This window comes from Microbacterium sp. ProA8 (genome assembly GCF_039905635.1).
Taxonomy (GTDB): Bacteria; Actinomycetota; Actinomycetes; order Actinomycetales; family Microbacteriaceae; genus Microbacterium; species Microbacterium chionoecetis.
This window is the reverse complement of record NZ_CP157000.1, coordinates 4,161,833-4,174,689: the sequence shown is the minus strand read 5'-3', so window position 1 is coordinate 4,174,689 and position 12,857 is coordinate 4,161,833. Positions and strand designations below refer to the sequence as shown.

The window sequence follows — 12,857 nt, the reverse complement described above, 5'->3', positions numbered from 1 at the left end:
GTGAAGCGCGACGTTCCTCCGCCCCCCGCACCCGTGTTGTCGCCGGGCCTGCGCGTGCTGATCGTGGTGGCATGCGCCGTCGTGGTGCTCGCCGGCATGTACTTCGCCCGGAGTCTCATCGGGCCCCTCGCGCTCGCGGTCGTGCTCGTGGTCATCTGCGAACCCGTCCGGCGCCCGCTCGAGCGGCGGGGCTGGCCCCGCTGGACGGGCACCACCGCGGTCATCGTCGTCGCGTATCTCGTGCTCGTGGTCATGGGGCTGCTGCTGTGGGTCGCCGGCGTCCAGTTCGCCCGGCTGGTCACCGACTACCTCGACCAGCTGCGCGGCAGTGTCGACGGCTTCGTGGCATGGCTGCAGTCCGTCGGACTCGACGGAGAGGCGACGGATGCCGCGGCCTCCGTCCTCGACCCCTCGGCGATCCTCCGGCTGGTCTCCGGCGTGGGCGGCACGGTCATCGGCGTCGCGACCGCCCTCTTCTTCGTGGTGTCGTACATCATCTTCATGGCGGCCGACGCCGCCCGGTACCGCGACGCGGAGAGGGTGTTCGGGGCCGCGCGCCGGCCCGCTCTGGCCCGGATCGGGCGCCTGAACACCGGCATCCGTCGCTACTACGTCGTGAACGCCTCATTCGGCGCGGTCGTGGCGATCATCGACGGACTGGCGCTGTGGGCGCTCGGCGTGCCCGCGCCCATCGTCTGGGCCGTGCTCGCGTTCGTCACGAACTTCGTCCCGAACATCGGCTTCGTGCTCGGGCTGATCCCGCCGGCCGTGCTCGCCTTCGTGGTGGGCGGCTGGCCCATGCTGCTCGCCGTGATCGCGATCTACAGCGTCGTCAACGTCGTGCTGCAGGTGCTGGTGCAGCCGAAGTTCGTCAGCGACGCCGTCGACCTCAGCCTCACGCTGAGCTTCTTCTCGGTCATCTTCTGGACGTTCGTGATCGGCCCGCTCGGCGCGATCCTGTCCATCCCGCTCACGCTGTTCGTGCGGGCTCTCGTGCTCGAGGGCGACCCGGGCTCGTTGTGGCTGCGATGGCTCTCGGGCGATCGCACGGCCACACCGGCCGAGGCCGCCCGTGATCCGCATCCGCGTTCCTGATCTTCCGCTCGACCGATCCGCCCGACCCGACCCATCGCATCCCTCACGGAGGCAGTCATGACCCAGACTTCGCTCGATCTGCCTTCGCCCGAGGGTCAGCCGCGGACTCATCACGCACCACGCGTGCTCGACCGGTTCAGCGAGCGGTCGCTCGAGTCCCTCGCGCTCGGCGCGGGCGCCGTCTCGTTCGTCATCGTCGCCATCCTCGCGATGGTCGCGTTCGGGTTCCAGCCGACCCCGATCTCGGGTCCGGGCTCGGTGGGCCAGTTCGCGGCGATCGCGTCCGGCGTCGTGGCGTTCCTCGCGGTGATCGGAGGCCGGATCCTCGTCCACCGGCAGGGCGTGCACCGTCGCCTCACGCCGCTGGACTACGTCGATGTCGCCGCGCTGGCCTTCGCCCACGCCGTCATCGCGCTCCTCGGCTGGACGCTGCTGGCCGTGATCCTGGAGGACGCCTTCATCGGAGCCGAGGTGTTCCCGCTCGCCGTGCTCATCCTCGCCGGCGCCACCTCGGCGATGACGGCCTACCTCGCGTTCTACTCCGCGACCCACATGGATCTGCAGCTGCTCGCCGTCGTCCTCGCGGTGTTCCTCGTCTTCGGCGTGCTCGCCAGCATGCTCACCGCCAGCGACCCCGACTGGTGGAAAGACAACCTGAGTGCTCTCGGCATGTCGTCGAACGTGTCGGCGTTCGCCTTCAACATCACGATCATCGTGGCGGGCTTCCTCGTGACGACGCTCGCGCGGTACTCCACGCGAGGCATCCCCACCACCCATCCGAAGGGCATCGCCCGCGTGCGCCTCACGCTCATCGTGGTCGGTGTCTTCCTCGGCATGGTCGGCGTGTTCCCCGTGGATCAGTTCTTCGCACTCCACACCGGCGTCGCGTCGGGCATGGTGGTCGCGTACGGCGTGCTCGTCATCGCCCTGCCGCGGTGGATCCCGTCGATGCCGCGGGCGTTCGTCGCCCTCGGCTGGCTGTTCCTCGCGGTCACGCTGGTGCTCGCGGTGTTCTTCTTCATCGGCTACTACACGCTGACGGCGGTCGAGCTCGTCGCCGGCATCCTGGTCTTCACCTGGATCGTGCTGTTCATCCGCAACGCGGCCGCCCTGGCGCAGGACGCGCGCCACGAGCCGTCAGCCGAGGCGTCTGCCGGCTGAGCGGGCTCCCGCCCACGGGAGGTGCGCCTCGGGGCGCTCGCGTGCGAGGTCGGCGGGCGTGATGAGCATTTCGCGGGCCCACGTGACGACGAGCCATGCGGGCAGCACGATGATGCACAGCATCGGCAGCACGGTCACGTCCCCGACCATCGCGACGGCCACGAAGAGCGCCACCCAGCCGTCGCGGGCGATCGCCAGCAGGAGTCCCAGCACCCCGCACGCGACCGCGAGCGACAGCGCCAGCTCGGGCAGCAGCGCGCTGCCGAGCATCCCGAATGCGACGCCCAGGAACACCGCCGGGAAGATGCGGCCGCCACGGAAGCCCGCCGATGCCGCGACGACGAGCGCCGCGAGCTTGACCAGGAGGATCACCGTCAGCTCACCGGGTGAGTAGGCGTCGGGGTCGGCGAGGAGCTCGCCGCTCTGTTCGAGGCCCTTGAACAGCGTGATCGGTCCGCCGATCATGCCGAGCAGGCCCAGCACCACGCCGCCGAGGGCGATGTAGATGAGCGGATGCCGCAGCGCATGGAATGCGCGATGCACCAGCGGGAAGAGATAGACCCCGACCAGACCGAAGGCGGCCGCGGCGCACGCGACGATCGCGCCGAGCAGCAGATCGAACGGCTGCGGCGACCCGTAGGGCGCGAGCGTCGCCGCCGACCCGAACCCGCCGCCGAGGAGGAACGTCGTCACCGACCCGGCGCCCGCCGCGACGAGGGGGAGGAACAGCTTGTCCCACAGCGACCCGCCCATCCTGAACTCGCCCACCATGCCCGTGAAGACGAGCGCCGCGGCGACCGGAGTGCCGAACAGCGCGCCGATCGTGGCGGAGATGGCCAGGGCGCCGATCAGCTCCGGCGGCACCGCCTTGGTGACACGCGCGATCAGGGCGACGGCGAGCGAGATGTTGATCGCGATGATCGGGTTCTCGGGGCCGAGGCTCACACCGCCCGCGAGGCCCAGGATCACGACGACGGCGAGGCCCGGCAGCACCCACAGCTGCAGCGGCTTCTCGGCGAGTTCGGTGGTCGCGGAGTCGGGACCGGCGTGGCCCGGCACGAGCCACACCACCAGGCCGACGGCGATCCCGGTCGCCGTGAGCACGGCGAAGATCCACCAGGGGGCGTCGGGCGCGATGCCCAGCGCCTTCGGCATGCTGGTCCACAGCACCCCGTCGAGCTGTTCGGCGATGAGGTCGAGCAGCCACAGGGACAGCGCCGACAGCACGCCGATGACGAGGGCGGGAATCGACAGCAGCACCAGCCGGCGGACGGTGAGCTGTGGACCCTGAGCGGTGGCCGGTGCGGGCGAGGCGGCGGTGGGGCCGGGCATGGGCACACGATAGCGGGCGCCGGACGGATGCGGCGACCAGCGCGTGTGCACCGCTGCGTCGCCGCGGGCGCGCCGGTACGGTGACGGACGGCAATACCAGGGCACAATTCGCATGTGGAGGAGTCCGCCTGGCACAAGCGCACCGCGCTGCCGCTCATCATCGCCTCATTGGCGTACCTGGTCGCGTACTCGTGGCGCGTGATCGCCGACCTCGAGGGCACCGGCCGCGTGATCGCGTCGACGGTGATCCTCGTGACGTGGGCCATGTTCATCGCCGACTACCTCGTGCGACTGGCGCTCGCGACCGACCGCCGTCTGTGGTTCCGCCGCCACCTGCCGGCTCTCGCGTTCGCGCTGATCCCGGTCCTGCGCCTCGTGCGGCTGCTGCGCTTCCTGACCCGGCTCCCCGGCATGAAGACGACGGCGGGCGGGGTCTTGCGCACGCAGATCCTCGTCTACGGCGCCGGGGCCTCCGTCATCCTGATCTACATCGCGTCGCTCGCGGTGCTCGAAGCCGAGCGTCACGCGCCCGACGCCGACATCACGACCTTCGGCATCGCGCTCTGGTGGTCGTGCGTGACGGTCACGACGACCGGCTACGGCGACTACACGCCGGTGACGGATATCGGGCGCTGGGTGGCGGTGGGGCTCATGCTCGGCGGGGTCGCGCTGGCGGGCGTGATCACCGCGACCCTGGCCTCGTGGGTCCTCGAGCGCGCCTCGCGCGAGCACGACGACCAGGAACCGGCGACCCGGGCACAGGTGCGGCTGCTCATGGACAAGATCGACGCGCTCACCGCGCAGAACGCCGCGGGTGGCGCGGGCGGCACGGGTGGCGTGGATGGCGTGGGTGGCGCGGGTGGGCGCGGCAGTTCGGGCGGTGAGAATGCCGGCGGCGAGCGGGGCAACGACTCGCTGGGCGACGGCGGCGACGAGCGCCCCGGCGGCTGACCGCCGACGGCCGGAGCGACGCGACAAGAGGGCCGCGCCCGGACGGACGCGGCCCTCTTCGTGCGATCGGCTGTCAGGAGAGCAGCTTGGCCTTCGCGGCCGCGAACTCCTCGTCCGACAGGATGCCCTGCGCGTGCAGCTGCGCGAGCTGGGTGATCTTGGCCATCATGTCGTCTCCGGCCGGCGCGGCTGGAGCGGCGGGCGCGGCAGCAGGTGCTGCGGCCTGCGCGTTGGCGACGGCCTGCGCGGCGGCGGCATCCATGGCCGCCTGCTGCTGCTGGGCCTCGTACGCCTGCTGCTCGGACTGCGCGTACGCCTTCTCCTGCTGGTGGCGCTGCACGCTGCCCGAGACTGCCGTCGCCGTGCCGGCGACGACAGCGGTGCGGGCGGCCATGCCGATCAGGCCGGGGCGGCCCATTCTTCTCAGTGGCATGTCTTCCTCCTTCAGTCGGCGTTCTCAGCGAGGAACGCGTTCACGATCGGTGCGGGGATGCCTTCACGCGCGATGACGGCACCGCCGGCGTCGTAGAGCGCCGACGCGAACGCCTTCGCCCACAGCAGCTCGATTACCAGGATCGCGGCGGACGAGCCCGGCTGGAGGTTCTCCGCGAGGAACAGGATGTCGTCCTGGCCCGCGAGTCCGGCGAGGTCGAGCGAGGGCGCGCCGCCGTCGTCGATCGTGTCGGAGAGCTCGAGGATCTCGAGCTCCCCCTCCGGCGACCGACGTGCGAAGACGAGGTCGAGCACGTTGACCGTGCCCGAGGCGACGAGATCGTCGATCGCCTGGAGCACCGCCGGGCCGGGACGGTCGCCCTCGAAGGCGATCGCGTAGAACTCGATGGGGCCGTAGTCGAACGTCGTCATGTCTTCTCCTGTCTCCGGTGCCCGCTAGGCAGCGAGCGCCTTGGCCTTGAGGGTGTCGAACTCGGCCTGGGTGATCGCACCCGAGTCGAGAAGCGTCTTCGCCTTGGCGATGTCATCTGCGGCGCTCCCTCCGGAGCCCGCGGTCTGCCGGATGTACGCGTCCTGTGCCGAGCGCATGGCCTGCGCCTGCGCGATCGAGCGCTGCTGCATGCCGTTCCCGCGTGCGATGAGGTAGACCAGCGCGGTCAGGAAGGGCACGAAGATCAGGAACAGGATCCAGACGGCCTTCAGCCATCCGTTCAGCTTCTCGTCGCGGAAGAGGTCGCCGATGATCGAGAAGATCACCATCAGGTACGCGACGAACACGAAGATCCAGAACATCCAGAGGATGAAATCCCAGAAGCCGCCCATGGATACCAGCTTTCTCGACGGGTCGACCGTCGTTGTGCAGTTGCAAGCACCGCGTCCCTCGCAGTGCCCTGATTCGGAGACTACCGCCAAACACGCCGCATCCACATGACGCATTTGGGGTGATTTCGGGACCGGTTGACGGCATCATGTCCCCATGACCGACGAACCTCAGGGATCCGACATCGACGTGGTCCCCGTGGTCGCGGAAGCAGGCCCGAATCGCTTCACGCGTGTCCTCGCAGCACTCGATCATCCGCTCGCGGTGGGGTTCCTCGCCACGATCGGCGTTCTCGGGGCACTCGTGCTCGGCTCGGCCATCGGTTCGATCTCGACGATCCTGGTCTACATCGTGCTGGCGATGTTCCTGGCACTCGGCCTCGACCCGATCGTGCGGATGCTCGAGCGCCACAGGGTCAAGCGCGGCGCCGGCATCGCCATCGTGTTCTGCGGCTTCGCGCTCGTGGCGGTCGCGTTCTTCGTCTTCGTGCTGCCTCCCGTCATCGCCCAGGTGGTGCAGCTGGTCGAGGCGATCCCGGAGGGCGTCGCGGACATTCCGGAATCGGACTGGTTCGCCCAGCTCACCCCCGACGGGCAGGCCGCGGTGCTCGGGGGCATGGGCCAGCTCGCCGACTGGATCTCGGCACCGTCCACCATCGCGATGCTCGGCGGGGGCGTGCTGGCCGTCGGCGTCGGCTTCGTGGCGGCGATCTCGGCGAGCTTCATCGTGATCGCCCTGACCCTCTACTTCCTCGCCTCGCTCTCGGCGGCCAAGCAGGCGCTCTACGCCCTCGCCCCGGCGCGCAGCCGCGTTCGACTGGAGGACCTCACCGAGCGCATCACGGGCTCCGTGGGCAGTGCGCTGATCGGCTCCGTGATCCTCTCGTCCCTCAACGCCGCGGCCGTCTTCATCCTGCACGTGGTGATCGGCCTGCCCTTCCCCGCACTCATGGCGGTGATCGCGTTCGTGATCACCCTCATCCCCCTGTTCGGGTCGGTGATCTTCTGGATCTTCGCGTCGGTCGTCGCGCTGTTCTCGAGCCCCACCCAGGCCCTCATCTTCTTCGTCGCCTACCTGATCTACATCCAGCTCGAGTCGTACGTCATCAGCCCCCGCGTCATGAACAAGGCGATCGCGATCCCCGCGGCCCTGGTGCTGATCGGCGCGCTCGCCGGCGGAGCGCTGGCCGGCATCGTCGGCGTCCTGGTGGCGCTGCCGGTGATGGCGTCGATCCTGCTGATCATCCGCGAGGTCGTCGTCCCCCGCCAGAACCTCAAGGTCTGACGCCCGGCGCCGCCGCGCCGCGGCCCGCCGCGGCGGCGCGGCGCGCGGCGGTCGCAGCGCCCCGCCGGCCGCACGCGCTGCGGACGCATGCCACGCGGCATGCGGCTCCGGGACGCATGCCCCGCGGCATGCCGCTCCGGGAGGCATGATCCGCCGCGCCCGTGGCTGCGCGGGTCTTTGTGGCTCTCGTACTCCGTGGGTGTGCAGGCCGCGGCGCCCGGTCCCGACCCTCGCTCCCAGTGTGCCCCAGCCGCCCTTCCGCCCCCAGCTGAGGACCTGCGCCGGAATGAGGACGATGTGCCTCTGTTCCTTCCTCAACTAGGGTCCGATCCTCAACTGAGGATCAAGAGCGCCGACGTCTGCGGCTAGCGCCTCAGACGGATGCCTCGGGGGAGGGCGCGAGGGCGGTCTTGCCTCAGCGAGCGAGGTGCAGACCCTGGGCGACGGCGGTCATGATGAGGTGCTGCACGCTCGGCCAGTCGTTCATGATCTGGTGAAAGCCGACCCGGATCACGTGAAATCCCCGCAGTGCCAGTTCTGCGTCGTGACGGTTGTCGGAGTCGCGCTGCGGCCCGACGTGGTGTCCGCCATCGATCTGGAGTACGAGCCGTTCCCCGAGGAGGAAGTCGACACGATGACCGTGCAACCACGCCTGGGGCACGATGCGAACTCGCAGCCAACGGAGGCGGCGCGGCACGATCGTCTCGAGTCCGGAGTCTGCGTACGGTGTGGACTCGCTGAGGAGTTCTCGAGCGATTCTCGGCAGTTTCAGGCGCGCAAGGACCGCTCGGTCGGCAAGTCCCTTCCGAAACGCGGACTCCCAGGTGGCGAGCGCAGCCTCGAAGGGCTGACACAGCGCGATGGAGACCAGCGCGTTCTCGATGCCGTCTTCAAGGGCGTGTGGTACCCGCGGGACCACCGGCGCGAACCAGTGAACCGTTGCCTTGGGAACATCGTTGTCGTCGGTCTCGATTCGTACCCCGCCCGCACATGGCGGTGCTGCGACGTGAGGCTTCGTCGAGACGCCGTGGACCCACAGCCCGAGGCGCTCCGCGCGCGTGATGCAGCCGAGCGTGACTCCTGCGCGGGCGGCGGCGATCAGGAGCGGGTCGGCATCGGGAAGCGCGAGCCAGGATCGCCGGATCCGCAGGAGCGCTCCGCTTTCGACGGCATCCTTGAGCTCACGTTTACTCGTCCGGCGCGCGAGCAGCGCAGTCTGGCGAGCGATCCCGCCCTGTTCTCGCAGCATGGACAGCCACGCCGGCTCGGTCATCGTCTCCACGATCTGAGCCTCGCCTGGCGAGCGAGCTTGCCTGGTGCGAGGGATGCGGTTCTGCGGAAAGTCTGCATCGAGCAGAGTCTGTGGAGGAGACCGAGCTGACCCACGTTCGTGAGGAACGCCTTCTCAGTGCGCTACCCGGTCACTCGCCGGTGTTCGTTCCTCAGTTGAGGATCGTTGCCGGGATGCGGAGCCATATGCCCTGCATGGTCCTCAACTCCGCTCGTTTCCTCAGTTGAGGAACGGGACCGGCGGCGCGGCCGGACGGCCCCACACAGTCCTCGATCCTCATTTGAGGAAGCGTGCCGGAATGCGGACCGATTTACCCCCGGCGATCCTCAACTCGGCTGAGTTCCTCAAATGAGGAACCGCGAGCTAGTGGTCGAACAGCCAGAGCGCGAGGAGCGGCGGGTCAGTTGAGGGCGGAGGTGAGGCGCATGAGGCCGTCGAGGAACGTGGCCTTGGCGGGCTCGCGGCGCCACTCCTCGAGCGTGAGCTCGCGGCCCGCGTCGCGGTAGCCCTGCTCGACCTCGCGCATGCCGGCGACGAACGACGCGCCTCGCACCATCAGCGAGACCTCGTTGTTGAGGCTGAACGAGCGGATGTCCATGTTGCTGGAGCCGATGACGGCGATGTCGTCGTCGATCGAGAAGTGCTTGGAGTGCAGGATGAACGGCGCAGGGTAGAGGAAGATCCGCACGCCGGCCTCGAGCAGCGCGGTGTAGTACGAGCGCTGCGCGTGCCACACCATGAACTGATCGCCGATCTCGGAGACGAACAGCTGGACCTCGATCCCGCGCTGGCAGGCGGTGGTGATGGCGTAGACCATCGCCTCGTCCGGGACGAAGTACGGGCTCGTGATGATGACCTTCTCGGTCGCGCCGTAGATGAGCGACAGGAAGAGGCGCAGGTTGTTCTCGGTGTCGTACCCGGGCCCGCTCGGCACGACCTGGCACAGCAGCCCGTCAGCGCCGGACGCACCGGCACCGTCGGCCGCACCCGCCGAGCGTGCTGCTGTGCCCGACACGGCCGCCGCAGCGCCAGCCACCTCGGCCGCCGCAGCGCCGTCCGCCACGGCCGCCGCAGCGCCGTCCGACACGGACGCCGCAGCGCTCGCCGCCTCGATCGCGGCCGGCGCCAGGTGCTCGGTCGCCGAGAGGTCCTCACCGGTCTCGATCAGCCAGTCCGAGAGGAACACGGCGTTGACCGACGCGACCACCGGACCGGTGAGCCGCGTCATGAGCTCCTGCCACTTCAGACCCCGCTTGATGTTCTTCTCGGAGTCGTAGTCCCGTGAGATGAGGTTCTGCGAGCCCATGAAGCCGACGCGGCCGTCGACGACGACGATCTTGCGGTGGTTGCGCAGGTCGGGACGCTGGTACTTGCCCTGGAACGGCATGACCGGCAGCATCCACGCCCACGTCACGCCGATGCGGTCGAGCTCGGCCAGCGTCTCCTTGCTGTTGCCGAGCCGGCGCGTCGAGACGTAGTCGGCGAGCAGGCGCACCGACACGCCTCTGGCCACCGCGCGCTCCATGGCGGCGAAGAAGCCGCGCGTGGTGTCGTCCCACGCGACGACGAAGAACTCGACGTGCACGAAGCTCGTGGCCGTGTCGACCTCGGCGGCCATCGCGTCGATCGAGGCCTGGTAATCCCCGTACAGCGAGGCGGCGTTGCCCGTCGACGCGGGAAGCGCCGTGAGCTCCTCGTTCTGCTGCACGACCCGCTGGAACCACCGCGGCCACTCGGCGTCCGTCATCGCGAGGGCGTTCTGCTGCACCCTGCCGCGGATGATCCCGTCGATGCGGGCCTGCTCGGCCCGCCGTTTCTCGGGGAGGCGCACGCTGCCGATCACGAGATACAGCACGACACCGACGCCGGGGAGGATCACGATCAGCAGGATCCAGGCCATCGCCGCCGTGGGCTTGCGCCCGCGTGGGATCACGATGAGCGCAGTGATGATGATCGCGGCGTGCACGAGCACGGCGAGGGTCCAGGACAGGTTGGCGAGGAAAGTGGAGTCCACGGGCTAAGTGTGCACCGTCGCCGACCCTCGCGCGTAGTTCAGCACACGTGAAGAACGGGACGGATGCCTGAGCTCAGGCATCCGTCCCGTCGTGGCGTTGCTCAGTCCCGCGACATGGCTGCGGCGAGATGCGCCTCGAGGTCGATGTACGCGTCGTCGGCGATGTCGAAGACGACCTTCTCGATCTCGCCGCCGGTGAAGTCGAACCCGTAGCCGTACAGCGACGACACCGGGTCGGCGCTGTCGCGACCGATCGTGAGGCCCTCACCGCACAGTGAGAAGTGACCCAGGACCGTCCGGATCTCCTGCTCGGCGACGAGCTGGTCGTCGATGTACAGCTTGAGCGGCCCGATGCCCTCGCGGTACTCGCCCATCCGCTCCTTGGTGAACTCGACCCCGATGACGTGCTTGCCCGAGGTGGGGACAGGCGCCTGGATGCGGTCCTCGGGCGGGATGCCGAGGAAGTTGTACGCGTAGGTGATCGTGCCGTCCTTCACGAAGAGCGCGTGCCCGCCGAAGCGGGAACCGTGCGCGAAGATCACACCCTCGGTGTCCGGGGTGAGATCGACGGCCGCCGCGATCTTGTACGACACGTTGTGGACGTTCGCCGCGGACCGCTCGGGCACCTCGGAGGTGCCCGGGTAGTAGACGAACTGCCCGCTCGGGGGCGCCGGCTGGTGGAACTCCATGCCGACGAACGTCTCGAAGTCCTTCGCGTTGCCGATGATCTGCAGGTCGTTCAGCGGCAGCACGTCGTTGGCTTTCGCCTCTTCGAGCCACAGCGCCTTGAGCTCTTCCAGCTTCTCGGGATGCTCGGCGGCGAGGTCGTGCGCCTCCGCGCGGTCGACGTCGGTGTGGAACAGCTGCCACACGTCGTCCTCGAACCTCGCCATACCGGCCATCGGCCCGTGCTCGGCCACGGCTTTCCAGCCCTCGTGCCAGATGCCGCGGCTGCCGAGCATCTCGTAGTACTGCGTCTTCTTGTTGGTCGGCCCGTCGGCTTCGAACGAGTAGCGCATCGAGACGCCGGGCAGCGGCGTCTGCGCGACGCCGTTGTACTCGGCCGGCATCTCCACGCCGCAGACCTCGAGGATGGTCGGGACGATGTCGGTGCAGTGGTGGTACTGCGAGCGCACCTCGCCCTTCGCGGCGATGCCCGCGGGCCAGTGGATGACCAGCGGATCGCAGACGCCGCCCTGATACGAATACCGCTTGAACATGCGGTAGGGCGTCGAGAACGCCATCGCCCAGCCAGTGGGGTAGTGGTTGTAGGTGTCGGGGCTGCCGAGCTTGTCGACCAGACGCAGGTTGTCCTCCAGCGAGTCGGGGTAGCCGCCGAAGACCTTGCCCTCGTTGACCGAGCCGTTGGGGCTGCCCTCGCCCGAGGCGCCGTTGTCGGCGCAGTAGAGGATGAGCGTGTTGTCGAGCTGGCCGGACTCCTCGAGATAGTCGACGATCCGTCCGACCTGGGCGTCGGTGTACTCCGAGAACCCGGCGAACACCTCCGCCATGCGGCAGAACATCGCCTTCTCCTCGTCGTTCAACTCGGCCCACGGCCGCACGAGGTCGGTCTGGGTGAACGTGCCGTCGGGCATCGGGTTCATCTCGGTGAGGTCGGTGCCCTCGGGCAGGATGCCGCGCTCGATCATGCGGGGCAGCACCCACTCGCGGTAGGCCTCGTAGCCGTCGTCGAACTTGCCCTTGTACTTGTCGATGTACTCCTGCGGCGCGTGGTGCGGTGCGTGGTTGGCCCCGGGGCAGAACCACAGGTACCAGGGCTTGTCAGGCTCGGTCTGCTTGACGTCGCGGATCATCTTCAGCGCCTGGTCGGCGAGGTCCTTCGACAGGTGGTAGCCGTCCTCCGGCAGGTACGGCTGGTCGATGTAGTGGTTGTCCTCGGCGAGGGAGGGGAACCAGTTGTTGGTCTCGCCGCCGATGAAGCCGTAGAAGCGGTCGTAGCCTTGCGCGAGCGGCCAGTTCTTCTTGGAAGCGCCCGCGGTCCACTCGTCGATGGGCACGTTGTGGTTCTTGCCGACCCAGAACGTGGCCCAGCCGGCATCCCGCAGCACATTCGCCATCGTCGCGTTCGTCGGGGGGATGTGCGAGTTGTAGCCCGGGAACCCGGTCGAGGACTCCGAGATCGTCGCGAAGCCGTTCTGGTGGTGGTTGCGACCGGTCAGGAACGTCGAGCGCGTCGGAGAGCAGAGCGCCGTGGTGTGCCACTGCGAATACGTGAGGCCGTTGTCGGCGAGCCGTTCCATGGTCGGCATGTTGATCCGGCCGCCGTAGGGGGACCACGCCGCCGTTCCGGTGTCGTCGTACAGCACGACGAGCACGTTCGGCGCGCCCTGCGGCGCCTTTTCAGTAAGGAAGGCGTCCCAATCGGCAACGGAGTCGCGGACGTCGAGTTCGATCTTCCCCTGGAATTCGCGTGGCACAGCTTCTCCTTCAGTCAC

At 68.7% G+C, this 12,857-nt stretch carries 11 protein-coding genes; 4 read left to right on the top strand and 7 right to left on the bottom strand.

The features are described from left to right. A complete protein-coding gene (locus ABG085_RS18660; protein WP_347977245.1) occupies positions 1 to 1,095 on the top strand; it encodes an AI-2E family transporter in 1,095 nt (364 codons plus the stop codon). A 57-nt stretch (positions 1,096 to 1,152) separates the two neighbouring features. Further along, positions 1,153 to 2,256, top strand: coding sequence for a DUF998 domain-containing protein (locus ABG085_RS18655; protein ID WP_347977244.1), 1,104 nt, complete (start codon positions 1,153 to 1,155; stop codon positions 2,254 to 2,256). On the opposite strand, the gene ABG085_RS18650 is transcribed toward ABG085_RS18655, so the two are convergent. Further along, positions 2,233 to 3,588 carry an ion channel protein gene (locus tag ABG085_RS18650; protein ID WP_347977243.1) on the bottom strand — a complete coding sequence of 452 codons (1,356 nt, stop codon included), beginning with the start codon at positions 3,586 to 3,588 and terminating at the stop codon, positions 2,233 to 2,235. The genes ABG085_RS18655 and ABG085_RS18650 overlap by 24 nt on opposite strands. A gap of 114 nt (positions 3,589 to 3,702) precedes the next feature. Between ABG085_RS18650 and ABG085_RS18645 the strand changes: the two genes are divergently transcribed. Next, on the top strand, positions 3,703 to 4,539 hold the full coding sequence (locus ABG085_RS18645; RefSeq protein WP_347977242.1) for a potassium channel family protein: 837 nt from the start codon (positions 3,703 to 3,705) through the stop codon (positions 4,537 to 4,539). Between the two features lie 73 nt (positions 4,540 to 4,612). Here the strand turns inward: ABG085_RS18645 and ABG085_RS18640 are convergent, their stop codons facing one another. From ABG085_RS18640 to ABG085_RS18630, 3 genes are read right to left on the bottom strand one after another with little or no spacing between them, the layout of a single operon-like run. Continuing rightward, the gene (locus ABG085_RS18640) at positions 4,613 to 4,972 is read right to left on the bottom strand and encodes an SHOCT domain-containing protein (RefSeq protein WP_347977241.1); all 360 of its coding nucleotides are present in this window, start codon (positions 4,970 to 4,972) and stop codon (positions 4,613 to 4,615) included. An 11-nt stretch (positions 4,973 to 4,983) separates the two neighbouring features. Further along, entirely contained in the window at positions 4,984 to 5,403 is a 420-nt protein-coding gene (locus ABG085_RS18635) for a DUF6325 family protein (RefSeq protein ID WP_347977240.1), read from the bottom strand. 24 nt (positions 5,404 to 5,427) lie between these two features. Next, complete coding sequence (locus tag ABG085_RS18630) at positions 5,428 to 5,814, bottom strand: SHOCT domain-containing protein (protein ID WP_347977239.1); 387 nt, start codon at positions 5,812 to 5,814, stop codon at positions 5,428 to 5,430. Between the two features lie 154 nt (positions 5,815 to 5,968). Here ABG085_RS18630 and ABG085_RS18625 point away from each other — a divergent pair, with 154 nt between their 5' ends. Then, positions 5,969 to 7,096, top strand: coding sequence for an AI-2E family transporter (locus ABG085_RS18625; protein WP_347977238.1), 1,128 nt, complete (start codon positions 5,969 to 5,971; stop codon positions 7,094 to 7,096). Between the two features lie 415 nt (positions 7,097 to 7,511). Here ABG085_RS18625 and ABG085_RS18620 read toward each other — a convergent pair whose 3' ends face one another. From ABG085_RS18620 to ABG085_RS18610, 3 genes are all read right to left on the bottom strand, one after another. Continuing rightward, positions 7,512 to 8,369: a DUF559 domain-containing protein gene (locus ABG085_RS18620; RefSeq protein WP_347979240.1), complete on the bottom strand. Its 858-nt coding sequence runs from the start codon at positions 8,367 to 8,369 to the stop codon at positions 7,512 to 7,514. Positions 8,370 to 8,787: 418 nt separating this feature from the next. Continuing rightward, on the bottom strand, positions 8,788 to 10,401 hold the full coding sequence (locus ABG085_RS18615; RefSeq protein ID WP_347977237.1) for a phospholipase D-like domain-containing protein: 1,614 nt from the start codon (positions 10,399 to 10,401) through the stop codon (positions 8,788 to 8,790). Between the two features lie 101 nt (positions 10,402 to 10,502). Beyond that, positions 10,503 to 12,839 carry an arylsulfatase gene (locus tag ABG085_RS18610; protein WP_347977236.1) on the bottom strand — a complete coding sequence of 779 codons (2,337 nt, stop codon included), beginning with the start codon at positions 12,837 to 12,839 and terminating at the stop codon, positions 10,503 to 10,505. Between the last annotated feature and the right edge of the window lie 18 nt (positions 12,840 to 12,857).

What these genes read in the sequence shown, in the direction of transcription:
- ABG085_RS18625 (WP_347977238.1), top strand. Translation starts at nt 5,969, where the DNA reads ATGACCGACGAACCTCAGGGATCCGACATCGACGTGGTCCCCGTGGTC.
- ABG085_RS18650 (WP_347977243.1), bottom strand. Translation starts at nt 3,588, where the DNA reads ATGCCCGGCCCCACCGCCGCCTCGCCCGCACCGGCCACCGCTCAGGGT.
- ABG085_RS18640 (WP_347977241.1), bottom strand. Translation starts at nt 4,972, where the DNA reads ATGCCACTGAGAAGAATGGGCCGCCCCGGCCTGATCGGCATGGCCGCC.
- ABG085_RS18630 (WP_347977239.1), bottom strand. Translation starts at nt 5,814, where the DNA reads ATGGGCGGCTTCTGGGATTTCATCCTCTGGATGTTCTGGATCTTCGTG.
- ABG085_RS18620 (WP_347979240.1), bottom strand. Translation starts at nt 8,369, where the DNA reads ATGACCGAGCCGGCGTGGCTGTCCATGCTGCGAGAACAGGGCGGGATC.
- ABG085_RS18635 (WP_347977240.1), bottom strand. Translation starts at nt 5,403, where the DNA reads ATGACGACGTTCGACTACGGCCCCATCGAGTTCTACGCGATCGCCTTC.
- ABG085_RS18655 (WP_347977244.1), top strand. Translation starts at nt 1,153, where the DNA reads ATGACCCAGACTTCGCTCGATCTGCCTTCGCCCGAGGGTCAGCCGCGG.